Raw genomic sequence first — 25,531 nt, 5'->3', positions numbered from 1 at the left:
ATTCCTGCGAAGGCAGGAATCCATAGACTGAGTAAAATATTTAATTAATGAGATTCCCATTTTCATGGGAAATGAGAAAAGATAACCGCTTTCGCGGTCACTAAAGATGAAAAAAGAAACACTAAAAAAAGGATTTTCAAAACTCTGCACAGCAAAAGCAATGGCAGAATTATACGAAGCTAATTTTAAACAAGTTTCAAAATATGTACATGCAACATCTCGAGGACACGAAGCCATTCAAATAGCTTTAGGACTTCAATTATTACCTCAAGATTATGCGTTTCCATATTACAGAGACGATGCCATGTTGTTATCATTTGGTTTAGAGCCTTACGATTTAATGTTGCAATTGTTAGCTAAAAAAGACGATCCATTTTCTGGAGGAAGAACCTACTATTCGCATCCAAGTTTAAAGGACGACGATAAACCAAAAATTCCACACCAATCCTCTGCAACAGGAATGCAAACCATTCCAGCAACAGGAGTTGCTATGGGAATGCAGTATAAAGAATTACAAGGTTTAGACGATTCTAGTTTAGAATCTGATCCTGTCAGTTCGAGCGCAGTCGAGAACGCTCTAAAACCAATTACCGTTTGTAGTTTAGGAGATGCCTCTGTAACCGAAGGTGAAATAGCAGAAGCGTTCCAAATGGCAGCATTAAAGCAAATGCCAATCTTATATTTAGTACAAGATAATGGTTGGGATATTAGTGCAAATGCAGCAGAAACTAGAGCGCAAAATGCGTTTGAATACGCACAAGGATTTAAAGGTTTAGACGCTATCTCAATAGATGGAGCCAATTTTACAGAAAGCTATGAAGCATTAGAAAAAGTCATAGAAACGATTCGTACAGAGCGCAGACCCTTTTTAGTGCACGCAAAAGTACCGTTATTAAATCACCATACTTCTGGTGTAAGAATGGAATGGTATCGCGATGATTTAGACGAAGCGAGTTCTCGTGATCCTTATCCAGTTTTAAAGCAACAATTATTAGATGTTGGCTTCTCAGAAAAAGAAGTTGAGGATATAGAAAATTTAGCGAAAACGAAAGTACAATCCGATTTTGAAAGAGCGTTATTAGCCGAAGATCCAAAACCTGAGGATTTATTTACCAACGATTTTGTGCCAACACCAATTACCGAGGAAAAAGGAACGCGTTCACCAGAAGGTTCCGAAAAAGTAGTGATGGTAGATTGTGCACTTTTCGCTGTAGAAGAATTAATGAAAAAGCATAAAGAATGTCTACTCTATGGACAAGATGTTGGTGGAAGACTTGGTGGTGTTTTTAGAGAAGCAGCAACCTTAGCACAAAAATTTGGAGACGATCGCGTTTTCAATACACCAATTCAAGAAGCCTTTATTGTTGGTTCAACCGCTGGGATGAGTGCCGTTGGATTAAAACCAATTGTTGAGGTTCAGTTTGCGGATTATATTTGGCCAGGCTTAAATCAGTTATTTACAGAAGTCAGTAGAAGTTGCTATTTGTCTAACGGTAAATGGCCAGTATCAATGATTCTTAGAGTGCCAATTGGTGCTTATGGAAGCGGAGGACCTTACCATTCATCTTCAGTAGAATCTGTAATTACAAATATTCGTGGTATTAAAATAGCATATCCAAGTAATGGAGCAGATTTAAAAGGTTTAATGAAAGCAGCTTACTATGATCCTAATCCAGTTGTAATTTTAGAACACAAAGGTTTATATTGGTCTAAAGTGCCAGGAACGCAAGGCGCAACCTCTGTGGAGCCAAGTGAAGATTATGTATTGCCTTTTGGTAAAGCATGGGTTTTACAAGAAATTTGGAAACAAGAAAATGTAGAGACATTAACTATTGTTACTTACGGAATGGGAGTGCATTGGGCAATGAATGCATCGGAAGAATTAGGGATGCAAGATCAAATAGAAGTTATTGATTTACGTACGTTGTTTCCTTTAGATGAAGACACGATTATGACATCGGTTAAGAAAACAGGAAAGTGTCTTGTTGTAACAGAAGAGCCTTCAAACAATAGTTTTGCTCGCGCATTAGCTGGAAAAATTCAGGAAGAATGCTTTAAATATTTAGACGCACCAGTGATGACTATTGGTAGTGAGAATATGCCTGCAATTCCTTTGAATTCAACTTTAGAGCAAACCATGATTCCTTCAACTGAAAAAGTGAAAAGTAAAATTAGTTTATTGTTAGAGTATTAACTTATTTTAAATGTAGAATTCGACTCTTATTTGAAAGTGTATTAATACATAAGAGTTGATTGTTTAGAACATTGTTCTCGTTACATATTATTTTATAGGTTTCTATAACCTGAAAGTTAGCAACTGTTTGTACAACAAACGGAAGTACTCCGGAAGCTTCACAATTTTCAACGTTTAACAGCGAGTTAATATCTGGAAAAATATGGTGAAATGCTTTATTGTTTTTATAATTAAAAACACCAATTTGTCCTTCAAATCCTTGAACCCCTCCAAAAACCATGGGTTTTTTAATTGATTCACAAGTTTTGCTAATGGCATAACGCGCCATATAATTGTCGGTACAGTCGACAATAATATCTGTATTTTCTAAGAAGTTAATGCCGTTCTTAACTGTTATATAATCTTGAATGCATGTGATATCTAGATCGCCAAAAATCGCTGTTAAAGCATGTTTAGCAGTTTCAACTTTTGATGCTCCGATATTAGACTTTGTAAATAGAATTTGTCTGGCAACATTAGACTGTTCTATTTTATCATTATCAACTAATACTAATTTGTTGATTCCTAAACGGGTTAATCCCATAGCAACAGAACAGCCTAATCCACCAAGTCCTACAACAGCAATTCGTGAATTCTTCAGCAGATCAATTTTTTCTTTGCCTATACATTTTTCATGTACTTCAAAAAATGACGTCATTAGTTTCGGTTAATTTGGCTTAAAATCGTTGTGTCTGTAATTTTAGTGTCCTCAGCTAGAAGAAAAGCCTTGCTTAAAACAATAGATAAACCTTTATCACCTTCGAAAGGAATAAATAATTTGTCGGTTGATTTGTTAGGTGATCTAGAAGGTACAATACATAAATATTGATCGTTAGGTTCCATCAAAATATTTCCACTACCAATATGTATTTTGTAGGTTCTTATAGTTCCTTGAACAATTAAAAACTTACCATCAATAGTAGCTTTGTCTTTAATTTTACTTAGCCTTGGAAGTAATCTTTCAAGAATAGATTTTCGGGTTTTTGCAATTTCTGTTAAATCCCCAAATGAATAGGATGTCCAATAATCTCTATGCGTTTGTCTATCTCCATTATTATCTTGCCATTCTGGGTCATTTCCGACACTACATACTCCAACAAACAAATCGACATCGCGCATAATTTCCGAAAAAACAATTTTTGGAACATCAATTAGATTCATGACATGGCCATCAGCATTTTTAAACTTTACTTGATCTGTGGCAACATATAGCCAAATTCCAGCATCGTTATAAGCATCGTGGTCATTGAGTTCATCAACCCAATATTCCGCAGTTATTTGGTGTTCAGGTAAATATTTTGAACACAATTCGTCATCACGCCCATCATCATAAGCTCCCATTAATGAATATTTCCAACCACGAAGTCCCGCAAGGGCATTAAATTGGTGTTGTTTTAAAATATGAGCCGCCATTCTGTTAGAATAGGTTTGCGTATTAATTTCTGCGTCTGTTAGAATATAAAGCTCCCGAAATGCTTGTTTAATGGGTTGTTTTAATTCTAAGTCTATAATTCTATCTCTCCAATCAACTATTTCTTTTTCAGTAGCAAAAACAGGATGCCAGAGTTGTACGGTGCAATTGTCATCAATCCAACTTATTATTTCACCATTAGCATTTTGCCATGTATTATCTATCCATAAAACAGAAGTAGATTGGGTTTCATTTTTAATTGTCCAAATAAGTTTTGTTGAAATAGGATTGACTAAACCATGATTTAAATAATACTTTTTAAAAGAAGGGAAATCCCAACTTCTATTGAGAATAAATTGATTATCAATTCTTTGTTTTTGAGCTGAATATACCTTTTGGATTTCTTTGATTTCCTTACGTAATTCTTTAAGTTGATTGCTTAGCTTTGTAGAGTTTTTAACAGTTGATGGTACAGATTTCATACTCTTACCATCGGGTTTTATCCATTGTTGGTTGACCTTGCTTTCTGTGATAGAAATATTGAGACTATAGTCTTCAAACAAAACAGATTTAATTCCACCTTCTAATTGAAAATCGGGAACAGCCATTTCCTTGAGTTCTTCAACCGAAACGTTGTATTTTTTTGCACCTTCCACAAGATATTTGTCTATGCTCTTTTTAACGTTATTTTGTTTTAGTTTTAATTTTATTCGAGATAAAGCCCCCAATCCATCTTTTCCTCTCATGTTACCCATTACGTAAATGCATGCGTTACCTATAGCTGCTGCTGCTGGACCAACTCCTGGCATTTTGGTATACGATTTTTCAAGGAGTTTACTTAATATATGTAATGTTTCTTTATCTGAAAAAGGGGACATTGTCCAGATAATTCCTTTTATGAATTGTTTGCTAGGATCGCATAAATATGAATATTGCGTGTACTCTCTTACTTCATTTGAATATGTATAAGTCTCTGTTTTCTCTGAAATAGGATGACTTACAGCAATGGAAAGAATTTCTTGAGCAATTTTTCGATACTTATTTTTTCCAATAGCATTTATTAACTTTTCTGTTTGTGCTTGAAATTTTTTAGAAGGTTTAGAGCTTGTAGCATCATAGGTTAAGAATAATAATTGATGAAGTTCATTTACATTTTCACCACTATGATTAACAATCGCGTTTACTTCGTTTCCAATATCATTTGTTTTTAATATAAACGGGACAAATTCTCCGTCGACTTGTACTATTTTACTCAATTTTGAAACTGATTTCTTAAGATCACTTCCCCAATAACTAGTGGAGGTATCGGTAAGACTATTCCATTCCAACATGCTTTTAATAAAGTTAGATAATTCATCCGATAGTCCTTCTTTTTTAATAGTGCGCTCAATTTGTTGAATAGCGTAGTTTGTTGGAAAATCACTTAGAGAAAAACCATAGGCGTTTCTATTTAAAGCTATAATTTTTTCATTGACTAATTCAAATAGACTTATCCATTCTTTCTCGGTATAATCAAGATTTCTGCGCATTAATCCATTTAATATTGCAAATGCAGTCAAGCGATACCTATAGATATCATTGTCTCTCTTTTTTACTGATTTTTGTTGATTTTCAAATTCTCTGTTGAGGATTTCTTCAATGTAATTGACGCTATCTATAATATATTGTTTTTGGTAGGTCTTAGATTCTTTTTTTAAATTCTCATATTCGGAATTTCCCGAAAGATCATTAGAACTGTATACATAACTTACTGAAGAATTAACTTTTGTAATAATGTCATCAATATATTTAAATTTTGATGGAGTTGTTTTTTTCTTGAAAATATTAAGCATTTCTAGGATGATTTATCCACCAACTAATGGTGTTAATTTAATGAATGATACTGTTGTTGACTTATCGACAAGTACTTTTTGATGGATGTTTTCCACTTGTTGATCATCAACAAGTAAAATAAAGCCATTAGTTTTAAAAGCGTCTAAAGCGATGTATAATTGCTTTTCTACATCTATAGATTTGCTTTTTTTGTTATTGAGTTTAGACTCTAATTGACCTGGTGTAACTAAGCCTTTTTTATAAGTTTCTACGTTGTCATTATACCGCGAAATCTCCAATTCTATTCGAGCCTTGATAAGCTCAGAAACTGTAATATATTCTTCATTAAATTTCAGTGTTATTTCATTTAATATATCACCTGCAGCACTTTCATCTTGAATTGTTATTGTGTTCATAAAACAGAAGTTTATTTAAGAAGTTAAGTTATTAAAATTATAATGGAGGTCTGTCTTTTTTAGGTTAAATTTTAAAATATAGGCTATTGTACGTCATACGAAGCTTTTATATTAACACTAGTCCTTCATGGAAATCATATGCTAATTAGGAGCAGGTACTTCAGACATTAAACATAAAAAAAGCCTATCTAAAAAGATAGGCTTTACTCTTAAAAAGATTGTACGATATATACTTATATAACTTTTACATTAACTGCGTTTAATCCTTTTTTTCCTTCTGCTAAATCGAATTCTACATTATCACCTTCTCTAATCGCATCAACTAAACCTGAAATATGTTCAAGAATTTAATGAGTTGGAAGCCATAAAAACTATTCAAGAAGATTACTTTAAATATACCGGTAATGATTATTGAAAGCGAGAATATGCCACACAATTCCTTTAAATTCAACTTTAGAGCAAACCATGATTCCTTCAACGGACAAAGTAAAAGCTAAAATTGAAGCTTTATTAAATTACTAATTTAAAACACAAAAAGCCTAAATCTAAAATTTAGACTTAGGCTTTTCTAACACTCAAAAATTGATTGATTGATTGATTGATTGATTGATTGATTTAATCCATATCGAATCGTAATCCGACAGATATGTTATTTTGGTCTACCACTTGATTTTTAAACAATGGATTCAGATCGTATTTAACATATAAAGCGACATCACCTAAAGCTATATATCCGCTTAGTCCGTAGATAAATTCGCTTACTTCAAATTGATCACGTTGTTTCTCTTTTTCGCGTTCACCATCTTCTTTATACTTTATCTTTTGCATATTCCCCAAGTTTAAACCGGCATAACCTCCTAACCCTATTTTTAGTTTTTTGTGTGTTGAATATCTAAAATAATCTTCTTTTTCAATCTTTTTGGAAGGGCCAAATTCTATATGCATCGGGAATACCAAATTTGTTGTTCTAAATTTTATTTTATCGGCATCTATAGGATATTCTTGTAAAGAAATGTCTCCATCGGTATTAACTAAATAGTTATTATCTTTAATCTTTAACTTATTCCATTGTAAAGAAAAACCATATTTCAATCTCCAGAAGTTGGTATTATCAAAGATTCGCGTTTTCCATGCGTAACCCAATTCTATAAACCCAGATCCACCTAATTTGTATGGCGAATCTTCCAAATCTTGACCGTCGATTAAAGCATTATTAAATCCAAAGGCAAAGACAATATCTGTAGATGTACGTCTATCGTATTTTCTAGGTTTATCTTTTGATGGATTTCCAAAATAAATAAAACTATCACTAGAGTTATCATCGGCACCGATTCTAAATGTAAATCCATCACCACTAGCATCTTCCACCTTATCATTTCGTTCTAATAAAGCAATTTTATTGTCAATAATCGCTAATCTATTTTCAATATTTAAAGCTCTTTTTTTTGCAGCTTCTTTCTTTAAATCTTCCGCCTCTGCTGCTGTTATTTTTCCATCGTCTAAGCGTTTATTAATTGATGTTATTTCTATTTTCAGAAATTCGCGTTCCTCACTTTCTATTTTTGATTTGAGGCTTGTAAGTGTTTTAATTTTTAATTCGTTTGCCGACTTTTGTATGCTGTCCTTTTTTGTTTCCTGCCCTTGAACTGTAGCAAATGTTAGAGATAACACTAAGTATACTACCAATCTTGTAATTGTTTTCATAACTGTTCGTTTTTTGATTTATTGATGATTTATTGATTTGATTCTTCTGATGAGAGTTCTTATTTCCTCATCTATTTCTTATTTTATATTTATGAATATGTGATTCTTTTATTTCAAATAAATATTAGTTATTACGATCTGCAACTGCAGTTTTTACAGATTCGTAACTATCTTTTAAAGCTTCAAAAACTTTAGTTCTAAAAGATTGCCCCATTTCGTCTTCAACACTTTCTAATAGCTGAGTAGCATCAACTGTTTTTGATGTTTCTTTTTGTAGTTTTTCTCTAAACAATTCTTTACTTGCGAGTTTTAATAACGAATCGATTTCTTGTTCTGTAACCGAATTGTTTTCAGACTTTAAGGTTTCCATGGCTTCTGCTATGGCATTTTTGATAATAGTCTCATCAATTTCTGTTTGCAATTCCTGATTTACCTTTTTATTTGTAGTAATTGCAGTTGGATTTTCTAACACTTCACGATTCTCCGCCAATTGAGTTTTAGATTCTGAATTTAGTTTACCTGCTTTTTTATAATCTATTATTTTAGATGTTTTAACGCTTGGCAACGCTTCTTGACTCTTATCTTCTACTCCATGTGCTTCATTTGCTAATTCAATAGATTCTTTTTGCTCTGGTTGTATCGTTTCTTTTTGGATATGCTCTTTAATTGCTTCTTCTTCGACCATTCGAGGCTGAATCACTTCTGAATCATTGTTGTTAAAAAACGGTATTGATATAGCCATCAAAATCAATAATCCCGCTGCAATACTTAACCACCAATACATTGGTTTTTTAGATTTCTTTTCGTCTTCATCTAACCGATCTGATAATTTAGACCAACTCTCTGATGTTGGAGATAAGGTTCGTTTTTCGAGCTTATCTTTTATATTTTCTTCAAATTTAATTGGAGCCATAACTGTTGTTATTTAATTCTTTAATTTTTTTCTGAAGCATTTGTCTTGCTTTAAATAATTGCGACTTTGATGTGCCTTCAGAAATTTTTAATAGTTCGGCAATTTCCTGATGCTTGTACCCTTCTATAGCATACATTACAAAAACCATTCGGTAACCTTCAGGTAAACTATCTATAAGTAATTGTATTTCTGCTACTTCAATATTTGAATTGATATTGTTTGAGGAATCGTATTCTAAATAATCATCCTCTACAGCAAATTCAATATGCTTTTGTTGTCTTATATAAGAAATAGCCTCTCGCACCATTATTCGTCTTACCCAACCTTCAAAACTACCTTCATTTTTAAATGATTTTAAGTACTTAAATACTTTAAAGAAACCATTTAACATTACTTCTTCTGCCTGATGTACATCCTTTACATAGTACCTGCAAACACTAAGCATTTTTGGAGCATGTAACTCGTACAATACATGTTGCGCTTCACGATTTTGCTTCGCAGCACGCTCTATGAGTTTTGTTTCGTTTTTATGAAGTTGAATAACTTTCATGTTTAATTTTAAGTTCTAAATACGCTTCATGTTGCTTTCTATTTATAAAGACGCAATTTTGCAGCCAAGGGTTGCCTGGAGAGTGAAAATAATTCAAATAAACACACAAACACCTCAAAAAGAGCTGATTGTGATTTATTTTTTTCTATCAATAACATAATCCACCATAAGCTTTAGAGATGCTTTGTATGGTGATTCTGGATAAGTTGCTAAAATATTTAGAGCTTCTTCTTGAAATGCTTTCATTTTAGACACGGCGTAATCTAAACCACCATTATCCTTTACAAAAGCAATAACATCTTTAACACGTTGTTTATCTTTGTTATGATTTTTAACCGAATTAATAAGCCAAGATTTTTCTTTTTTGGTACAGTTATTTAAAACATATATTAAAGGTAAGGTCATTTTTTGCTCCTTAATATCTATACCTGTTGGTTTACCTATGGCTTCTTGTCCATAATCAAATAAATCATCTTTAATTTGAAATGCCATACCAATCAACTCACCAAACTTTCGCATGGTTTCCACTTCTGGCGAATTGGGTTTTACTGAAGCGGCTCCAAGACTACAACATGCGGCTATTAAAGTCGCTGTTTTTTGTCTTATGATTTCATAATAAATAGCTTCAGTAATATCGAGTTGTCTTGCCTTTTCGATTTGAAGTAGCTCTCCTTCGCTCATTTCCCGAACAGCAACTGAAATAATTTTAAGTAAATCAAAATCATTATTATCTATTGAAAGCAAGAGGCCTTTAGACAATAAGAAATCTCCTATGAGAACAGCTATTTTATTTTTCCAAAGCGCATTAATTGAGAAAAAACCTCGTCTTCTATTACTGTCATCAACAACATCATCATGAACTAAAGTCGCAGTATGAATTAGTTCAATAACCGAAGCACCTCTATAAGTGCGTTCACTCACCTCGCCATTGTTCATCATTTTAGCAACCAAGAACACAAACATAGGTCGCATTTGTTTCCCTTTTCGGTTTACAATATAATGTGTAATACGATTAAGAAGCGCTACTTTACTTGCCATTGAGAGTTGGAACTTTTGTTCAAAAAGGTCCATCTCATAAGTAATAGGTTGTTTTATTTGTTCGGTTATTTTCATTAAAGACTTTAACTCTGTAAAATTACAAATTCTATTAGCTTTTCATTCAAAAAAAAAGGAATTATAGCATTTTAACTTTTAGTACTCAAAAATATTTGTAACTTTATGGAATTAATCTAAAAAATCATAAAACACATGAAAAAAACTACTTTATTATTGGCATTATTTTTTGCTTCAAACCTTATGTTTGCTCAAGAAGTATTGTCTGAAGATTTTGAAGCTGGACTTACAGTACCGACGGGTTGGACAATTGAAGATTTAACAACAAGTGGCGAAATATGGACAATTGAAACTGGCGGTGAAGCTGGAGGATTTACGGCACCTAACACTTTACTTTATGAGAGTGGTTTAGAAGGTAACTACGCTACTATGGATAGTGATGGTTATGGTTCTGAAGGAGGTGCAGAGAACACCACTCTAACAAGCCCTGTCTTTGACGCTTCTTCTATAACTTCAGCGACACTTACTTTTGACACTGTTTACAACGGAAATTTCGGAGGACTTGGTGAGATAGAAGTGTACAATGGTAGTGCATGGGTAAACGTTCAAACTTATGCTACTGCAATTGGAAGTACACCTAATACCACTATAACTGGTTCTCAATTATTTGATATATCAGAAATAGCAGGTGTAACTAATGCACAAATAAGATTTGTATGGACAGGTAATTGGTCTATATCTTGGTCTATTGACAATATATCTGTTTTTCAGTGTACAGAAACAGCAGCTCCTGCTGTAGCAACAACTCCTCTGCCTGCTGATGCTGCAACAGCTATTGGTATTACTGCTGATGGCGGCTTAAATTTTAGCTGGAACGACGCAGGTAACGCTGGTGATAACTACACATTAAATATTGGTACTACCAATCCACCGTCACAAGCAATTGAAGGTATTGAAAATGGAGTATTAATTACAGGTTTAGGTCTTAGTACAACTTATTTTTGGAGTATTGACATTACCAATTGCTTTGGAACCACAACAAGTTCTGTTTGGAGTTTCACAACTGATGATCAATTCTTAAGTATTGGAGAAGAAGTTTCATTAGAAACTCTTAATGTATATCCTAATCCTACTTCTGATGTTTTAAATATTAAATCATCACAAGATGTTGATAATGTAACTGTATTTAACTTACTTGGTCAAAATGTAGCAAATTTCACTAAAAATGAAATAAACAATTCATCTATTGACTTATCAGAATTATCTAAAGGTCTTTACTTAGTTAAGATTTCTTCTGGAACTAAAACTAAAACTCTTAGAGTTACTAAAGAGTAATTAATTATAGCTCTTTAATATTACAAGAAAAAGCGGCAATTGCCGCTTTTTTTTATTTCTAAAACTAAAAAATTCACATTATGTTTTAGCTTTTATTTGCCAATTGTCCGCAAGCGGCATCAATATCTTTACCTCTACTTCTTCTTACTGTCACAGTAATATTATTAGCTTCTAGCACGGATACGTACATATCTATAGCTTTTGAGTTGGCTTGTTGAAATTCACCATCGTCAATTGGATTATATTCTATAAGGTTGACTTTACTCGGAGCAAATTTGCAGAACTCTACCAATGCTTCAGCATCTTTTCGTTTATCATTAATACCATCCCAAACGACATACTCATAAGTAATTCTATTTTTAGTTGCGGCATACCAATATTGCAACGCTTCTCTTAGATCGGCTAAAGGAAATGTAGCATTAAAAGGCATTATAGATGTACGTATGTCATCTATTGCAGAATGTAATGATACCGCTAACTTAAACTTTACATTTTCATCAGCCATTTTTTTAATCATTTTTGGTACTCCAGAAGTTGAAACCACAATACGCTTTGGAGACATTCCCAAACCTTCTGGTGAAGTAATTTTGTCAATGGCTTTAAGAACATTATTGTAGTTCATTAAAGGTTCTCCCATTCCCATAAATACAATATTACTTAAAGGTCTATTATGATATAATCTACTTTCATTATCTATAGCAACAACTTGATCATAAATTTCATCTGGATTTAGATTTCGCATGCGTTTTAATCGCGCTGTTGCACAAAACCTACAATCGAGACTACAACCTACTTGAGAAGAGACACAAGCTGTGGTTCTAGTTGCTGTTGGAATAAGTACTGATTCTACAATTAAATCATCATGTAATCGTACTGCATTTTTTATAGTACCATCAGAGCTCCGTTGCATCTGATCTACTTTGATATGATTAATAACAAAATTATCCTCAAGCATTTGTCTAGTTTCTATAGATATATTGGTCATATCTTCAAAACTATAGGCTGATTTTTGCCACAACCATTCGTACACTTGATTTCCTCTAAAGGCTTTATCGCCTTGTTTTACGAAGAATGCTCTAAGTTGCTCTTTAGTTAAAGCGCGTATGTCTTTCTTTTTTACTTCCATTTGATGCAAAAGTACTTAAATGAATTTGGTTTTCTTACACAAATAAAAAAGCCTCAACTAAGAGGCTTTTAAATATAGGGTATATTCTTATTTTAGATGATAAGCATCGCATCACCATAAGAATAGAATTTATACTTTTCTTTTACTGCTTCTTCATAAGCCTTTTTAATAAAATCATGACCTGCAAAAGCAGATGTCATCATTAATAAGGTTGATTTTGGTGTATGAAAATTAGTAATCATACAATTTGCAATACTAAAATCGTAAGGTGGGAAAATAAATTTATTGGTCCAGCCTTCAAATTCATTAAGTCTTCCGTTTGAAGACACAGAACTTTCAACGGTACGCATTGATGTTGTACCAACAGCACATACACGTTTTTTATTTTCTATTCCTCTATTTACTATATCTGCAGCTTGTTTTGTAATAATAATCTCTTCGCTATCCATTTTGTGCTTAGATAAATCCTCTACCTCAACAGGGTTAAAAGTTCCTAAACCAACATGTAATGTCACTTCTGCCGTCTCTACACCTTTAATTTCTAAACGTTTTAATAAATGTTTAGAGAAATGTAAACCTGCTGTTGGTGCTGCTACTGCTCCTTCGTTTTTTGCATATATGGTTTGATAGCGCTCTTCATCTTCTGGCTCTACAGCTCTATTAATATATTTTGGTAAAGGTGTTTCACCAAGCTCCGTTAATTTTGTTCTAAAGTCCATATAAGACCCGTCATAAAGGAAACGTAAGGTTCTACCTCTTGAAGTTGTATTATCTATAACCTCAGCAACAAGAGTTTCGTCTTCGCCAAAATATAATTTATTACCAATTCTAATTTTACGAGCAGGATCTACTAATACATCCCAAAGACGTTGGTCTTGGTTTAATTCGCGTAATAAAAACACTTCGATACGTGCTCCTGTTTTTTCTTTATTACCGTATAAACGTGCTGGAAAAACTTTAGTATCATTCATTATCATCACATCACCTTCATCAAAATAATCGATAATGTCTTTGAAAAGTTTGTGTTCTATAGTTTGTTTTTCTCTATTCAATACCATTAACCTAGATTCATCTCTGTGTTCAGCAGGATGCTCGGCTAGTAATTCGTCTGGAAGGTCAAAACTAAAGTGTGATAATTTCATGTATTTTATTATTTTTTTAGAATTAGCAAATATACAATCTCAACATAGGCCTTGTCAAGTAAATAGGTGTTTATTTTACTTTGAGTGGCTTAAAAAAACGTTAGATCAGTTAATTGAACTAATAAAACAGAAATTTACAGATGGTTAGTGGTTTTAATTCTGAGATTAGATTTTTAATAAATCGTTATGTTATACTAAATCCTATGGTTTTAAAATCTTCCCAAAATTGCGGATAAGATTTACTTACGACCTCTGCATTTTTTATTGCCAATGTTGTTTTTAATCCTAATGGTGCAAAGGCCATAGCCATTCTATGATCGTTATAAGTTGCGATTGAAACGTCGGTTGTTATTTTATTTGAAGCTTTTAAATGCAATGCGTTTTCTGTAATTTCTACCTGAGCTCCTAATTTTTCTAATTCTGTTTTAAGTGCGACTAAACGATCTGTCTCTTTAATTTTTAGCGTATGTAAACCTATCATATGACATTCTAACCCTAAACCAAATGCGGTAACAGCTATAGTTTGTGCTATATCTGGTGCATTACTTAAATCTAATTTGATAATAGTTTTTGTTTCAACACTTGACGATTTACGAAGGGTTATGGCATCGTCTAAAAAAGTGGTTGTAACTCCAAACTTTTTATAAATGGTTGCCAAAACAGAATCTCCTTGTAAGCTTTTTTCTTTATAAGATGCTATTGTTAGTTCTTTACCAACATCACTTAATGCAATAACACTATAAAAATAAGAAGCAGAAGACCAATCTGACTCCACTGTTAAAGTGCAAGGTTTAATCTCTGATGTTTGAGGTTTTACAGAAATGATATTATCAATAAAACTCGTTTTAACATCTATTTCATTTAATAAACTCAATGTCATATTGATATATGGCACAGAGGTTATTTTACCTTTTAAAGTAAGCTCTAAACCATTTTCTAATTTAGACGCAATAAGCAATAGTGCAGAAATATATTGACTACTGACATTAGCATCTAAAGCGACTTCTTTTTTATTTAATGTGTTCCCAACTATTTTTAATGGAGGGAAACCATCATTTTCTAAATATGTAATATCTGCTCCAAGGGTTTTTAGAGCATCGACCAATATTTTAATTGGGCGTTCTTTCATTCGTTTAGATCCTGTTATTGTTACTTCTCTGCCCTTTTGAATAGAGAAATAAGCTGTAAGAAATCGCATAGCTGTACCTGCGTGATGGATATCTATAAGCTGATCTGTTGAAGTTAAAGCCTTTTGCATTAACACCGAGTCATCTGAATTAGAGATGTTCTTAATACTAATCTGAGGATATAAAGCTTGCAATAACAATAATCGGTTAGATTCGCTTTTAGATCCTGTGATTTGAATCGTTTGTTGATTTTGAAGTTTTGATTTTTGGATATTAATGTCCATAAGGCATCTCTAAAATAGGTTGATATGACAAAACTACTTTAATTTCTCGTTATTATGATGCCTGTTATGATCGCGTTTTGTTTTCTTATGCATTTTTTTATCAAAAGCTTCTTGTAAATCAATACCTGTTTGATTGGCTAAGCAAAGTACAACAAACATAACATCAGATAGTTCTTCACCTAAATCTTTATCTTTATCACTTTCTTTTTCACTTTGCTCACCATAACGTCTGGCAATAATTCGTGCAACCTCTCCAACCTCTTCTGTTAATTGAGCCATATTAGTAAGCTCGTTAAAATAACGTACGCCATGTGCATTAATCCAATCATCAACTTCTTTTTGTGCGTTTTTAATGTTCATATTTAGTTTTTAGTTAGTATAATTTGTTCTGCTTGTTTCTCTACAATTTTAGTATAAAAAGCCTTAAAACCTTTATAATTTTCTGGTAAAATAAGTGTATTAACGATATCTAATTGAACTTTTAATTGTAAATAATTTCCATTTTGTTGCGCAAGATAAGTAAACTTAACGTCAGAGTTTTTGAATTGTATATAAGTCTGGTAATACTGCAGAACTGATTGCCAGTATTAAAAGCAATCTACTCGATTTAGAATCTACAAGTATAGAGGTTGTATAAGCGACCAATCCATGACCAAATAGTGATGCCATGATATCACTCTTTATTTTTAGAATCGATGATAATAGTTACTGGACCATCATTAACTAAGTGCACTTTCATATCTGCGCCGAATTCTCCGGTTTGTATCTTTTTTCCCAAAGTCTTTTGAAGCGTTTCTATAAAACTTTCATACAACGGAATAGCTACATCTGGTTTTGCTGCTTTTATATAACTTGGTCTATTTCCTTTTTTTGTACTAGCATGAAGCGTAAATTGACTTACCAAAATTACATCACCTTCTGCATCTTTTAATGATTTGTTCATCACTCCGTCTTCATCAGGAAAAATACGAAGATTGGTTATTTTATTACAGAGCCAATTAATATCTTCTTGGCTGTCTTCGTTTACAACACCTAACAGAATCAAAAGACCATTATCTATTTCTGCAACTTTATTGCTTTTAATGGTAACACTTGCTTTAGAAACCCTTTGTATTACTATTTTCATATCATTGCCCAAAAACATGGGAATTTTTTAAAATTAGACCTACTGTTATTTTGAAGAGATATTCCTTTTAATACATATACCTTACTATAAAAGAAAATTGCTTACTGCGCATCATCCCAATTATCAGTTCTGTAATGCTCATCTTCTCCTTCTAAGATTTGAACATAACTTTTATACCTTGAATAAGATACCTTATTCGCTTCTAAAGCCTCTTTTACGGCACATTTTGGTTCGTTTAAGTGAATACAATTATTAAACTTACAATCTTGCTTTAGTGCAAAAAACTCAGGGAAATAATCGCCCACTTCTTCTTTTTCCATATCAACCACTCCAAAACCTTTTATACCTGGTGTATCAATTATTTTGGCATCAAAGCTTAAATCGAACATCTCAGCAAATGTTGTGGTGTGTTGTCCTTGGCTATGTTGTGTTGAAATCGCTTTTGTTTTTAAGTCTAAAGAGGGCTCAATAGCATTTACCAAGGTAGACTTACCAACTCCTGAATGACCAGCAAACATGCTTACATTGCCTTTCATTAAAGCTTTTACTTTGTCTATGTTTTTTCCTGTGGTTGCAGAAATACCTATACACTCATAACCAATTGCGCGGTATATACTTGCTAAATACTTTACTTCTAACAACGTTTCTTCGTTATAAGTATCTATTTTATTAAAAAGTAAAACTGTTTTAATATCATAGGCTTCTGCTGTAACTAAAAAACGATCTATAAACGTAGTAAATGTTGGTGGATTGTCTATGGTTACTAATAAAAATACCAGATCAATATTTGACGCAATTATATGCGTTTGCTTAGATAGATTTACCGATTTTCTAACAATATAGTTTTTACGTTCTTCAATTCGGTTTATAACTCCTGTTTCGGTATTATTTTTTGTTTCTAGCTCAAACTCTACTTTATCGCCAACAGCAATTGGGTTGGTACTTTTAATACCATCCAACCTAAAACGGCCTTTAATTCTACATTCATAGAATTTACCGTTAAGGTTTTTTACAGTGTACCAACTGCCTGTAGATTTATATACTGTTCCTGTCATGTTTTTTATAGTATAACAAAGAAACGATTTTAAACTAAAAAAATACTTAATTTAGAGTCTTAAACTTAAAAACATTCTTTATGAAAAAAAATTTATTGATTATTGGATTACTCATTGCGGGCTTTATTTCCTTCTCCTTTGTTCAGGAAGAAGACACCATTCCTGAAGTTGAATATAAGGTCATTACTAGTATAGAGTCTATTGTATCTAATGGATTGGGACGTTCACGTTTGATATCCTCTAATATTGATAGAAATTACGAAGATTTCACCTCTGGTCAAACCGAAGAAGATAATAGCAGAAACAAATCTAAGCGTGGCGATATACGTGTCAAGGATTTTGAGGAAACTAAATTATTAAACTTTTATAATATTGGTGGTATCCGTTTTCAAAATATTGTTGCTAATGATGCCGTTGTTAGTTCTAAACTTACGTCTATGGCAAAAGAAGGTTGGGAACTTATGTTTATAAATAGTGCTGTAGAAAGTGATAGTGGTAAAGGCGATGGTCAAGGTATTTTTGTAACGCGTTATACATTTAAGCGTGTAAAATAATGACATATAAAAAAGGCTCGCTAATGGCGAGCCTTTAAGTTTTAGTTATTTATAATCTTTTCTTGATGGTTAATTGATTCTTGGTGAATCGCCTTAAACATGCGTAAAATAAACTCTTCGCTTAGTCCTTTTTCATCACCTTCTAACACCATTTTACCTAAAATTTCGTTCCATCGCTTGTTTTGTAACACGGCAACATTCTTTTGTTTTTTAAGTAAACCAATACCATCTGCAACTTTCATACGTTTACCAAGTAATTCGATAATTTGATTATCGACAACATCAATCTGTGCTCTTAAGTTATTAAGTTCTGAATTGTATTCTGCTTCAGGATCTGATTCTTTTCTAATCTTTAAATCTTTCATTATCTGAACAAGACTACTTGGCGTTACCTGCTGTGCAGCATCACTCCATGCATTTTCAGGATCAAAATGTGTTTCTACCATTAAGCCGTCAAAATTAAGATCTAAGGCTGTTTGAGAAACCTCTAAAATCATATCTCTATTCCCTGTAATATGAGAAGGGTCATTAATCAAAGGCAAATCTGGAAATCTATTTTGAAACTCAATAGCCAATTGCCATTCTGGTATATTTCTATATTTAGATTTTTCATACGTAGAAAACCCTCTATGTATAGCACCTAAATTTTTAATTCCCGCAGAATATAATCGTTCAATTCCACCTAACCATAATGATAAATCTGGATTTACTGGATTTTTAACCAATACAATTTTATCGGTTCCTTGTAAGGCATCGGCAATTTCTTGCATTATAAAAGGGCTTACAGTAGAACGTGCACCAATCCATAATAAATCGACATCATGCTCTAAAGCTAATTTTACATGTGCTGCATTTGCAACTTCTGTACAGGTTTTCATTCCTGTTTCTGCCTTTACTTTTTGCAACCATTTTAAGCCTAATGCTCCTACTCCTTCAAAATTACCCGGACGCGTTCTTGGTTTCCAAATACCTGCTCTATAGTAATTAACATCTGTATCTTTTAGCTCGTGTGCTATTTTTAATACTTGTTCTTCAGTTTCTGCACTACATGGTCCTGCTATCACTAAAGGATGATCTAGATTCATAGCATCCAACCAGGTTCTCATTTCTTTCTTATTTTCCATTTTTGCTTTTTATTCTTAATTACTATTGTATTCCGTTTAATATGTCTTTTATATGATTTGTTTTATCCATTTCGTTATAAACAGCTTCAAAATCATCGTCTTCCATCAGTTGTTTAAAATGTTTTAGATTATTAATATACTCGTCTAAAGTCTCTATAACATTTGTTTTATTTTGTTTAAAAATTGGTGTCCACATCGCTGGTGAACTCTTTGCTAAACGCACTGTACTCGCAAAACCACTACCTGCCATATCAAAGATATCGCGTTCATTTCTTTCTTTATCAATCACTGTTTTTCCCAACATAAACGCACTGATATGCGATAAATGTGAGACATAAGCAATATGTTTATCGTGTGCTTTAGGGTTCATATAACGAATTCTCATCCCTAAATCTGAAAACAACTTTAATGCTTTTTCTTGAAGTTTGAAGGCTGTTTCTTCTACTTCACAAATAATATTCGTCTTGTTTTTATACAAATTACGAATTGCGGCTTTTGGACCAGAATGTTCTGTACCTGCAATAGGATGTGCTGCTAAATAATTTCTGCGCTTAGGGTGATTTCTCACTATATCACAAATATCTTCTTTAGTAGATCCCACATCAAAAACAATGGCATCCTCAGAAATATGATCTAACACTTTAGGCAAAACCTCTAAAGTTGCATCTACAGGAATCGCTATAATTACAACGTCTGCTTTATTTAAATCTTCAAAATGTGCTTTTTCATCAATAACTCCTAATTGCAAAGCCTCTTCAAGATGTGCTTCAGTTGAATCAATACCAAAAACCTTACATTTTGGATGTAATGCTTTTACATCAAACGCAAAACTGCCGCCAATTAATCCAACTCCTATTATAAAAATATTGTTCATACTTACTAAACTCTTGCTATTGCTTCTTCTATAACTTCTTCAGAAGCACATAACGAAAAACGTACATATCCTTCTCCATTACTTCCAAAAACGGTTCCTGGTGTTATAAAAATTGAATGTTCTTTTAAAACCAAATCTGTAAATTCTTCAGATTTTATATGAGGTGGTAATTTTGCCCAAACAAATAAGCCTGTGGCATCTTTATCATAAATACAATTAAGGTTTTCTGCTAATTTCCAGATTAATTCTCGCCGTTTTTTATACACACTATTCAAGCTTTTAAACCACATGTCTGAACATTTTAAAGCCTCAATTGCTCCTTTTTGAATGCCATAAAACATTCCTGAATCCATATTGCTTTTTACGCGTAATACTGCGTTTACAAAATCGTAATTACCAACTAACATTCCAACGCGCCAACCAGCCATATTAAACGTTTTACTTAACGAATTCAACTCTAAACACACGTTTTTTGCATTTTTATATCTTAAAATACTTATTGGCTTTTCATTTAATATAAAACTGTATGGATTATCATTTACTATTAAAATATCATGCCGTTTTCCAAAGGCAATTACGCGATCATAAAACTTATTTGTAGCATTCACACCTGTTGGCATGTGCGGATAATTAATCCACATAATTTTTACACGCTTTAAATCTAAACGTTCTAATGCTATAAAATCTGGCAACCAATTATCTTTTTCATTTAAGTCGTAATAAATAGGTTTTGCTTCCAATAATTTAGTTACAGACGCATAAGTTGGGTAACCAGGATTTGGAACTAAAACCTTATCCCCTTTGTTTAAAAAAGCCATAGAAATATGCATAATCCCTTCCTTACTCCCCATTAATGGCAATACTTCTGTTTGAGCACTTAAATTGACATTATAATGGTTTTTATAAAAATCAGAAATTCCTTCTCTCAATTCAGGCAAGCCTTGATAGCTTTGATATTGGTGTGCTTTCTCATCTATTAAACTATCTTGAAGCAACATCGTAGCTTTAAAAGGTGGCTCTAAATCCGGACTACCAATACCTAAGTTTATGATTGGCTTTCCTTGCGCTTTTAAAAGCGCAACCTCTCTCAACTTTTTAGAAAAGTAGTATTCTTGAACACTCTGTAAACGTTTAGCAACTTCTATCATCATCTTGTATTTTTATATTCTCCCAACACTTTAAAATTTTCTGCCATTAAATTTATAATGGATTTAGCTTTTTCAAAGTCTTTATATGTTTCAAATCTTACATCAACAAAAAAAGCATATTTCCAAGGGGTTTCAATTTTTGGTAACGATTGTATTTTAGTAAGGTTGAGTTTACAATCGCTCAGCACATTTAAAATTGCAGCCAAACTTCCTCGCTTGTGATCTAATTCAAATTTTAGTGATGCTTTATTGACTTCATCTGGCACTATTTCATCATTATCGCGCTTTACAATAACAAAACGCGTTTCGTTGTGTTTTATCGTTTGAATACTTTCTGCCAAAACCTTTAAACCATATAACTTTCCTGCATTTTTACTTGCAATAGCTGCAATTCCTTTTATATTTTGCTCTGAAATCTGTTTTGCAACATCTGCTGTATCCTTAGCTTCTACCAGTTTTATCTGCGGGTATTTTTTAAAAAAAACTTTACATTGCAATAATGCCATTGGGTGCGAATGTACCTCTGTAATATCTGCTATAGACTGATTGTTTAACGCTAATAAATTATGCTGAATATCTAAATAATGCTCACCGACTATTCTTAAATTATGAGTATCAATAAGTGCATAATTAGGAATTATTGAACCTGCTATAGAATTCTCTAATGCCATTACAATAAAATCTGTATCTGCATTTAACAGACGTTCTACAGTACTGTCAAAAGACATACACTCTACAACTTCTGTAGTGTCACTAAAATATTGCTGAGCCACTTCGTGATGAAATGATCCTTTTACTCCTTGTATGGCTATTGGTTTTTTCAAATTTTTTATCTTTTAAATTCTGAATCTTATCCAGAATTATTTCAACTTCAAAAATGCTGAAACAAAAAAAGTCTCGATTAAATCGAGACTTTTAAAACTATATTTTAAATAAAACATACTCAGTCTCGTTCCTTTAACTAAAAAAGAAATAAAACCAGTTATAATATGCTCTAGATATGTTCATATTCATTTTCCACATCTGTGGAAATCTATAATTATAATGCTAATGTAATTATTATTTTTACAAATCAAAATTGTTGAAATGCTTTTTTGAGAAATATTCTAAAGTTTTAAAGAATTATCAATATTTGTGATACACTATTCTGAATTACTTATTTTTGACTAAATTTCTTTCTATATGTCTATTGAAGTTCAAAACATTACAAAACTATACAAAAACCAAAAAGCACTTAACAATGTTTCTTTTAAAGTAAACGATGCTGAAATTGTTGGTTTTTTAGGTCCTAATGGTGCAGGAAAATCGACCATGATGAAAATCTTAACCACGTACATTGAAGCTTCTGAAGGTTCTGCTAGTGTAAATGGGTTTGATGTAACTTCCGATAAAAAGAATGTGCAAAGTAGTGTTGGTTATTTACCAGAACACAATCCGTTGTACACCGAGTTATACGTTAAAGAATATTTAAATTTTAACGCAAATGTGTATGGCACTCCTAAATCCAGAATTAATGAAGTTATTGAACTAACTGGGTTAACTCCTGAAGCACACAAAAAAATTGGCCAACTTTCTAAAGGTTATAGACAACGTGTTGGCTTAGCAAATGCCTTATTACACAATCCGGACGTTTTAATTTTAGATGAGCCAACAACAGGTTTAGATCCTAATCAATTAGTAGATATCAGAAACTTAATTAGAACTATTGGTAAAGAAAAAACCATTTTTCTTTCTACACATATCATGCAAGAAGTTGAAGCTATGTGCGACCGTGTTATTATTATAAATAAAGGTGAAGTTGTTGCAGATAAATATTTGAAGGATTTAAGAGATGGCCAACAGCAGGTTGTGATTGTTGAATTTGATTATAGAGTTGAAGATGCATTTCTCTTAAAACTTCCAAAAGTAGATGCGGTAAAAAACACACACGATTTTATTTACGAAATCACCTTTTCTACCAAAGAAGACATGCGCTCTCATGTATTTGATTTTGCACATGATAATGATTTAAAAATTCTACAACTAAACCAGAAAAACGCGAGTTTAGAAAGCTTGTTTCAAGAACTAACAAAATAGGCCTGCAGTAATAAAGCTTGTTATAGCAGTTTTTAATCTTTACCTAAATATACAAGCACCTCTTATACATTGGTGTTTTATTCTTAAAACCTAAAAGTTTAAAACTGTTTTTAATAACGCTTGGCATAAACACATAAGTATTCTAAATTATTTATAAGATTTGTAGTATTGAAACCATTTACGGTTTATTCAAACAACAACTGTCCTGTATAAAACCGCTCAACTTCTACAATGGGAGGTTCATTAACAGAAATTAAATTACCTGTACTTTTAAGATTTCCTGTAAGCTTTTGTTGTGGATTTACAACCATATCATTACTACTACGATGAAAAACATGAACGTTTTGAGCCAATAAGTGTTCTCCTTCAAAACGACCAGAACCGGAATAAAAGCCCACAAATAAATCTTCTACAACACCCCTTATATAATAAAAGGAAAGATTATTGGACTCAATATTTAGTCTTTCTGAATTAATTTGGAGTCTAAAATCACCAACTGCAAACTCACTTATCCCATTAAAATCTTCTGAATACAAGTTTAGGGTATTGTAATTTAAAACTCCATCTGAAGAAATAGAATATTGGGTTGATGTTCTTATTTCTTTAAGGTTTGGTGCTTCAACATAAATTTTAGTGATACCATAATCTCTTACATAATTACAAGAATTATGATCTGTTAATACCAGTTGGTTACCAATAACTTCAACCTTAACATCGTTAATTAAATGTTCCCCTGTTTCAATAATCACTTTATATTCTGGAGCTTCTTTAATTATTAATTCAATATCTCTATTAACAATAATACGCTCAAAGTCTAACACAACAACCTCTTGCTGTATAATATTACCTGAAGCTTGAAAACAATCATTAACATCTTCACTATTGCAAGCACAAAATAGAAAAAGCGTAAGTATGTATAAAATTATCTTATTCATGTATTTATAAAATTTTAAAAGTGCCTTTACTAAATATTAAACTTACAGCCTTACTCCTACACCAAACTCAACAGCTTCAGCTTTTGCACCATGCGATTTTAGCGTAACGGCTCCAAATAAGGTCTTGCCAAAATAGCGCTTTAAACCAATCCTTAAATAAGTTCTCCCTTCAAAATCATAAGGATAATACACATAATAGCCTACTTGAGTTTCAACAGACATTTTATTGACAAATAATTCGTGCCCTACAAATAATCCGACGCGTTTATAGTCATCATCTCTGTTTACATTTAATTCAGGATATGCAACCGATTGGTAATAAATTAGTTCTTTCAAAAAATTAGAAAAGAACACATCTGTACCAAACTGAATAGCGCTATAATGGCTTAATCGTTTATCTGCATAAGCCGAAAGCACATAAAAGGAATATTGGCCACTACCTATAATATCACTTTCGTTAATACCAGACCTAAAAGCTAAATTATATTTTATCTTTTCAGTGAATTTACCATCAACACTATCAGTAATAAAATCTTTATCTTCTGATGCTAAATTATAAGTTAAACCCAGATTAAACGAAATGGTATTAACACTTGTGTTTGGTGCCTTTACATTGGCATTAGAATAATGCACTAAGGTAACACCGGTTTGAAAACCAAATCCATTAAAAAGGCGGTCTTTTTTATAATTGAACATTAGATAGGTTGAACTCAAAATATCAGATCCAAATGCAATATTTTTTGGATTTTCATATTTATCGTAAGGATTAGTACTATACACTAAACCTTGAGCAATACGCAACATTAAATGGCGCTTAAAAAAATAAAAATTGTAATGTCCGTAGAGTCCAATATTATTCCCTAATACATCATTTTTTAAATCTTGATACATAAAAGACACGCCGTATTCTGGATAATTATAGCGTTGCTCCCAAACTTTGTTTCCGTAAGTTTTTTTATTAAAACTAAAAACAAAACCTTCTGGGTGACCTTTAATTAAGTGGAGAATATCATTGTTGTGAAGTGCTATGTTTCCACCAAAATAATTGAAATCGAAATACGTATTTTTTTTATCGTCTTGTGCGTAGAGCACAACTGAGGTGAGTAATAAAATTATACTTAATAAATTCCGCATTGACTATTATTGAGCAGCAAAAATAATCAATAAATACAATTAATAATTGTATTCTAAAATCTAAACTATGACACAAAAAGTGACGCTAGTAAAGAAACAACTGTTAGCAACACAATTTGCACTGCAAATTTAAAATCTGACTTATGCTTTTTAATTAATTTCATCTTTTCTGAGGCTTAATAATACAGTACAAATATCTCATTAAAAGTCTTTTTGTTTGTTAATTAAAGCCTAAGAAATAGTTATCTATTTATGTGCTTAATTAATATTAAACACAGAATTAATTCTCTAATTTACAAACTAGAGATCTAACTTAATTACGTTATTAAATCTTCATTCCATTTAATTTTTCTACTTTTGCCTTATTAAAATTTAAGAGGAAAAATTTGTCTGATTGCA

At 32.2% G+C, this 25,531-nt stretch carries 24 protein-coding genes and 1 pseudogene; 4 read left to right on the top strand and 21 right to left on the bottom strand.

Going from position 1 to position 25,531, the window contains the following annotated elements; genetic code table 11:
- Positions 1 to 106: 106 nt before the first annotated feature.
- Positions 107 to 2,194 (top strand): alpha-ketoacid dehydrogenase subunit alpha/beta, encoded by a 2,088-nt coding sequence (locus ABD730_RS01620; RefSeq protein ID WP_344712088.1) that lies wholly within the window; start codon positions 107 to 109, stop codon positions 2,192 to 2,194.
- 1 nt (position 2,195) lies between these two features.
- Here the strand turns inward: ABD730_RS01620 and ABD730_RS01615 are convergent, their stop codons facing one another.
- From ABD730_RS01615 to ABD730_RS01580, 8 genes and pseudogenes are all read right to left on the bottom strand, one after another.
- A complete protein-coding gene (locus ABD730_RS01615; RefSeq protein WP_344712086.1) occupies positions 2,196 to 2,891 on the bottom strand; it encodes a HesA/MoeB/ThiF family protein in 696 nt (231 codons plus the stop codon).
- The gene (locus ABD730_RS01610) at positions 2,891 to 5,476 is read right to left on the bottom strand and encodes a DUF4132 domain-containing protein (protein WP_344712084.1); all 2,586 of its coding nucleotides are present in this window, start codon (positions 5,474 to 5,476) and stop codon (positions 2,891 to 2,893) included. Before ABD730_RS01610 ends, ABD730_RS01615 begins: the two co-directional genes overlap by 1 nt.
- A gap of 12 nt (positions 5,477 to 5,488) precedes the next feature.
- On the bottom strand, positions 5,489 to 5,872 hold the full coding sequence (locus tag ABD730_RS01605; protein WP_334467725.1) for a hypothetical protein: 384 nt from the start codon (positions 5,870 to 5,872) through the stop codon (positions 5,489 to 5,491).
- A 233-nt stretch (positions 5,873 to 6,105) separates the two neighbouring features.
- Positions 6,106 to 6,210: pseudogene (locus ABD730_RS01600) on the bottom strand (cold-shock protein); the annotation flags it as partial.
- A gap of 277 nt (positions 6,211 to 6,487) precedes the next feature.
- On the bottom strand, positions 6,488 to 7,576 hold the full coding sequence (locus ABD730_RS01595; protein ID WP_344712082.1) for a hypothetical protein: 1,089 nt from the start codon (positions 7,574 to 7,576) through the stop codon (positions 6,488 to 6,490).
- A 124-nt stretch (positions 7,577 to 7,700) separates the two neighbouring features.
- Positions 7,701 to 8,489, bottom strand: coding sequence for a hypothetical protein (locus ABD730_RS01590; protein ID WP_344712080.1), 789 nt, complete (start codon positions 8,487 to 8,489; stop codon positions 7,701 to 7,703).
- The gene (locus ABD730_RS01585) at positions 8,476 to 9,039 is read right to left on the bottom strand and encodes an RNA polymerase sigma factor (RefSeq protein WP_334467731.1); all 564 of its coding nucleotides are present in this window, start codon (positions 9,037 to 9,039) and stop codon (positions 8,476 to 8,478) included. The genes ABD730_RS01590 and ABD730_RS01585 overlap by 14 nt, the downstream gene beginning before the upstream one ends.
- A gap of 135 nt (positions 9,040 to 9,174) precedes the next feature.
- The gene (locus ABD730_RS01580; RefSeq protein WP_215928476.1) at positions 9,175 to 10,152 is read right to left on the bottom strand and encodes a polyprenyl synthetase family protein; all 978 of its coding nucleotides are present in this window, start codon (positions 10,150 to 10,152) and stop codon (positions 9,175 to 9,177) included.
- Positions 10,153 to 10,287: 135 nt separating this feature from the next.
- Here ABD730_RS01580 and ABD730_RS01575 point away from each other — a divergent pair, with 135 nt between their 5' ends.
- Positions 10,288 to 11,427, top strand: a complete 1,140-nt coding sequence (locus tag ABD730_RS01575; RefSeq protein ID WP_334467736.1) for a T9SS type A sorting domain-containing protein — start codon at positions 10,288 to 10,290, stop codon at positions 11,425 to 11,427.
- A gap of 85 nt (positions 11,428 to 11,512) precedes the next feature.
- Here the strand turns inward: ABD730_RS01575 and rlmN are convergent, their stop codons facing one another.
- The 7 genes from rlmN to rsgA form a co-directional block, all read right to left on the bottom strand.
- The gene (rlmN, locus tag ABD730_RS01570) at positions 11,513 to 12,553 is read right to left on the bottom strand and encodes a dual-specificity RNA methyltransferase RlmN (protein ID WP_334467738.1); all 1,041 of its coding nucleotides are present in this window, start codon (positions 12,551 to 12,553) and stop codon (positions 11,513 to 11,515) included.
- Positions 12,554 to 12,645: 92 nt separating this feature from the next.
- Positions 12,646 to 13,695 (bottom strand): tRNA preQ1(34) S-adenosylmethionine ribosyltransferase-isomerase QueA, encoded by a 1,050-nt coding sequence (gene queA / locus ABD730_RS01565; RefSeq protein WP_334467741.1) that lies wholly within the window; start codon positions 13,693 to 13,695, stop codon positions 12,646 to 12,648.
- A gap of 184 nt (positions 13,696 to 13,879) precedes the next feature.
- A complete protein-coding gene (locus tag ABD730_RS01560) occupies positions 13,880 to 15,106 on the bottom strand; it encodes a 3-phosphoshikimate 1-carboxyvinyltransferase (protein WP_344712075.1) in 1,227 nt (408 codons plus the stop codon).
- Positions 15,107 to 15,139: 33 nt separating this feature from the next.
- On the bottom strand, positions 15,140 to 15,466 hold the full coding sequence (locus ABD730_RS01555; RefSeq protein WP_344712073.1) for a nucleotide pyrophosphohydrolase: 327 nt from the start codon (positions 15,464 to 15,466) through the stop codon (positions 15,140 to 15,142).
- A 171-nt stretch (positions 15,467 to 15,637) separates the two neighbouring features.
- A complete protein-coding gene (locus tag ABD730_RS01550) occupies positions 15,638 to 15,775 on the bottom strand; it encodes a hypothetical protein (RefSeq protein ID WP_344712071.1) in 138 nt (45 codons plus the stop codon).
- A gap of 4 nt (positions 15,776 to 15,779) precedes the next feature.
- Entirely contained in the window at positions 15,780 to 16,232 is a 453-nt protein-coding gene (gene dtd / locus ABD730_RS01545; RefSeq protein WP_344712069.1) for a D-aminoacyl-tRNA deacylase, read from the bottom strand.
- Positions 16,233 to 16,333: 101 nt separating this feature from the next.
- Positions 16,334 to 17,287 carry a ribosome small subunit-dependent GTPase A gene (gene rsgA, locus ABD730_RS01540; protein ID WP_334467752.1) on the bottom strand — a complete coding sequence of 318 codons (954 nt, stop codon included), beginning with the start codon at positions 17,285 to 17,287 and terminating at the stop codon, positions 16,334 to 16,336.
- An 80-nt stretch (positions 17,288 to 17,367) separates the two neighbouring features.
- Between rsgA and ABD730_RS01535 the strand changes: the two genes are divergently transcribed.
- Positions 17,368 to 17,841: a hypothetical protein gene (locus tag ABD730_RS01535; protein WP_344712067.1), complete on the top strand. Its 474-nt coding sequence runs from the start codon at positions 17,368 to 17,370 to the stop codon at positions 17,839 to 17,841.
- A 41-nt stretch (positions 17,842 to 17,882) separates the two neighbouring features.
- Here ABD730_RS01535 and ABD730_RS01530 read toward each other — a convergent pair whose 3' ends face one another.
- The 4 genes from ABD730_RS01530 to ABD730_RS01515 are packed head-to-tail and all read right to left on the bottom strand — an operon-like array spanning position 17,883 to position 21,811.
- Complete coding sequence (locus ABD730_RS01530; protein WP_334467756.1) at positions 17,883 to 18,965, bottom strand: chorismate mutase; 1,083 nt, start codon at positions 18,963 to 18,965, stop codon at positions 17,883 to 17,885.
- A 22-nt stretch (positions 18,966 to 18,987) separates the two neighbouring features.
- A complete protein-coding gene (locus tag ABD730_RS01525) occupies positions 18,988 to 19,839 on the bottom strand; it encodes a prephenate dehydrogenase (RefSeq protein ID WP_344712064.1) in 852 nt (283 codons plus the stop codon).
- A gap of 5 nt (positions 19,840 to 19,844) precedes the next feature.
- Positions 19,845 to 20,987: a pyridoxal phosphate-dependent aminotransferase gene (locus tag ABD730_RS01520; RefSeq protein WP_344712322.1), complete on the bottom strand. Its 1,143-nt coding sequence runs from the start codon at positions 20,985 to 20,987 to the stop codon at positions 19,845 to 19,847.
- Positions 20,987 to 21,811 carry a prephenate dehydratase gene (locus ABD730_RS01515; protein ID WP_344712062.1) on the bottom strand — a complete coding sequence of 275 codons (825 nt, stop codon included), beginning with the start codon at positions 21,809 to 21,811 and terminating at the stop codon, positions 20,987 to 20,989. Before ABD730_RS01515 ends, ABD730_RS01520 begins: the two co-directional genes overlap by 1 nt.
- A 358-nt stretch (positions 21,812 to 22,169) precedes the next feature.
- On the opposite strand from ABD730_RS01515, the gene gldA reads away from it, so the two are divergent.
- Positions 22,170 to 23,063 (top strand): gliding motility-associated ABC transporter ATP-binding subunit GldA, encoded by an 894-nt coding sequence (gldA, locus tag ABD730_RS01510; RefSeq protein WP_334467762.1) that lies wholly within the window; start codon positions 22,170 to 22,172, stop codon positions 23,061 to 23,063.
- A 185-nt stretch (positions 23,064 to 23,248) separates the two neighbouring features.
- Here gldA and ABD730_RS01505 read toward each other — a convergent pair whose 3' ends face one another.
- Positions 23,249 to 23,998, bottom strand: coding sequence for a head GIN domain-containing protein (locus ABD730_RS01505; RefSeq protein WP_344712060.1), 750 nt, complete (start codon positions 23,996 to 23,998; stop codon positions 23,249 to 23,251).
- A gap of 42 nt (positions 23,999 to 24,040) precedes the next feature.
- On the bottom strand, positions 24,041 to 25,132 hold the full coding sequence (locus ABD730_RS01500) for an acyloxyacyl hydrolase (protein WP_334467766.1): 1,092 nt from the start codon (positions 25,130 to 25,132) through the stop codon (positions 24,041 to 24,043).
- Between the last annotated feature and the right edge of the window lie 399 nt (positions 25,133 to 25,531).

This window comes from Winogradskyella damuponensis, from assembly GCF_039538385.1.
In the GTDB taxonomy this organism is placed as follows: domain Bacteria; phylum Bacteroidota; class Bacteroidia; order Flavobacteriales; family Flavobacteriaceae; genus Winogradskyella; species Winogradskyella damuponensis.
This window is presented reverse-complemented; position numbering and strand designations above follow the sequence as displayed.

Bases quoted from the DNA above. Each gene is read 5' to 3' on its own strand.
- ABD730_RS01525 (WP_344712064.1), bottom strand. From the start codon at position 19,839: ATGAACAATATTTTTATAATAGGAGTTGGATTAATTGGCGGCAGTTTT.
- ABD730_RS01520 (WP_344712322.1), bottom strand. From the start codon at position 20,987: ATGATAGAAGTTGCTAAACGTTTACAGAGTGTTCAAGAATACTACTTT.
- ABD730_RS01580 (WP_215928476.1), bottom strand. From the start codon at position 10,152: ATGAAAATAACCGAACAAATAAAACAACCTATTACTTATGAGATGGAC.
- ABD730_RS01575 (WP_334467736.1), top strand. From the start codon at position 10,288: ATGAAAAAAACTACTTTATTATTGGCATTATTTTTTGCTTCAAACCTT.
- rlmN (WP_334467738.1), bottom strand. From the start codon at position 12,553: ATGGAAGTAAAAAAGAAAGACATACGCGCTTTAACTAAAGAGCAACTT.
- ABD730_RS01610 (WP_344712084.1), bottom strand. From the start codon at position 5,476: ATGCTTAATATTTTCAAGAAAAAAACAACTCCATCAAAATTTAAATAT.
- ABD730_RS01585 (WP_334467731.1), bottom strand. From the start codon at position 9,039: ATGAAAGTTATTCAACTTCATAAAAACGAAACAAAACTCATAGAGCGT.
- ABD730_RS01590 (WP_344712080.1), bottom strand. From the start codon at position 8,489: ATGGCTCCAATTAAATTTGAAGAAAATATAAAAGATAAGCTCGAAAAA.
- ABD730_RS01555 (WP_344712073.1), bottom strand. From the start codon at position 15,466: ATGAACATTAAAAACGCACAAAAAGAAGTTGATGATTGGATTAATGCA.
- rsgA (WP_334467752.1), bottom strand. From the start codon at position 17,287: ATGACAGGAACAGTATATAAATCTACAGGCAGTTGGTACACTGTAAAA.
- ABD730_RS01615 (WP_344712086.1), bottom strand. From the start codon at position 2,891: ATGACGTCATTTTTTGAAGTACATGAAAAATGTATAGGCAAAGAAAAA.
- ABD730_RS01505 (WP_344712060.1), bottom strand. From the start codon at position 23,998: ATGAATAAGATAATTTTATACATACTTACGCTTTTTCTATTTTGTGCT.
- ABD730_RS01550 (WP_344712071.1), bottom strand. From the start codon at position 15,775: ATGGCATCACTATTTGGTCATGGATTGGTCGCTTATACAACCTCTATA.
- ABD730_RS01535 (WP_344712067.1), top strand. From the start codon at position 17,368: ATGAAAAAAAATTTATTGATTATTGGATTACTCATTGCGGGCTTTATT.
- ABD730_RS01605 (WP_334467725.1), bottom strand. From the start codon at position 5,872: ATGAACACAATAACAATTCAAGATGAAAGTGCTGCAGGTGATATATTA.
- ABD730_RS01500 (WP_334467766.1), bottom strand. From the start codon at position 25,132: ATGCGGAATTTATTAAGTATAATTTTATTACTCACCTCAGTTGTGCTC.
- gldA (WP_334467762.1), top strand. From the start codon at position 22,170: ATGTCTATTGAAGTTCAAAACATTACAAAACTATACAAAAACCAAAAA.
- ABD730_RS01530 (WP_334467756.1), bottom strand. From the start codon at position 18,965: ATGGAAAATAAGAAAGAAATGAGAACCTGGTTGGATGCTATGAATCTA.
- ABD730_RS01560 (WP_344712075.1), bottom strand. From the start codon at position 15,106: ATGGACATTAATATCCAAAAATCAAAACTTCAAAATCAACAAACGATT.
- ABD730_RS01620 (WP_344712088.1), top strand. From the start codon at position 107: ATGAAAAAAGAAACACTAAAAAAAGGATTTTCAAAACTCTGCACAGCA.
- queA (WP_334467741.1), bottom strand. From the start codon at position 13,695: ATGAAATTATCACACTTTAGTTTTGACCTTCCAGACGAATTACTAGCC.
- ABD730_RS01595 (WP_344712082.1), bottom strand. From the start codon at position 7,576: ATGAAAACAATTACAAGATTGGTAGTATACTTAGTGTTATCTCTAACA.
- dtd (WP_344712069.1), bottom strand. From the start codon at position 16,232: ATGAAAATAGTAATACAAAGGGTTTCTAAAGCAAGTGTTACCATTAAA.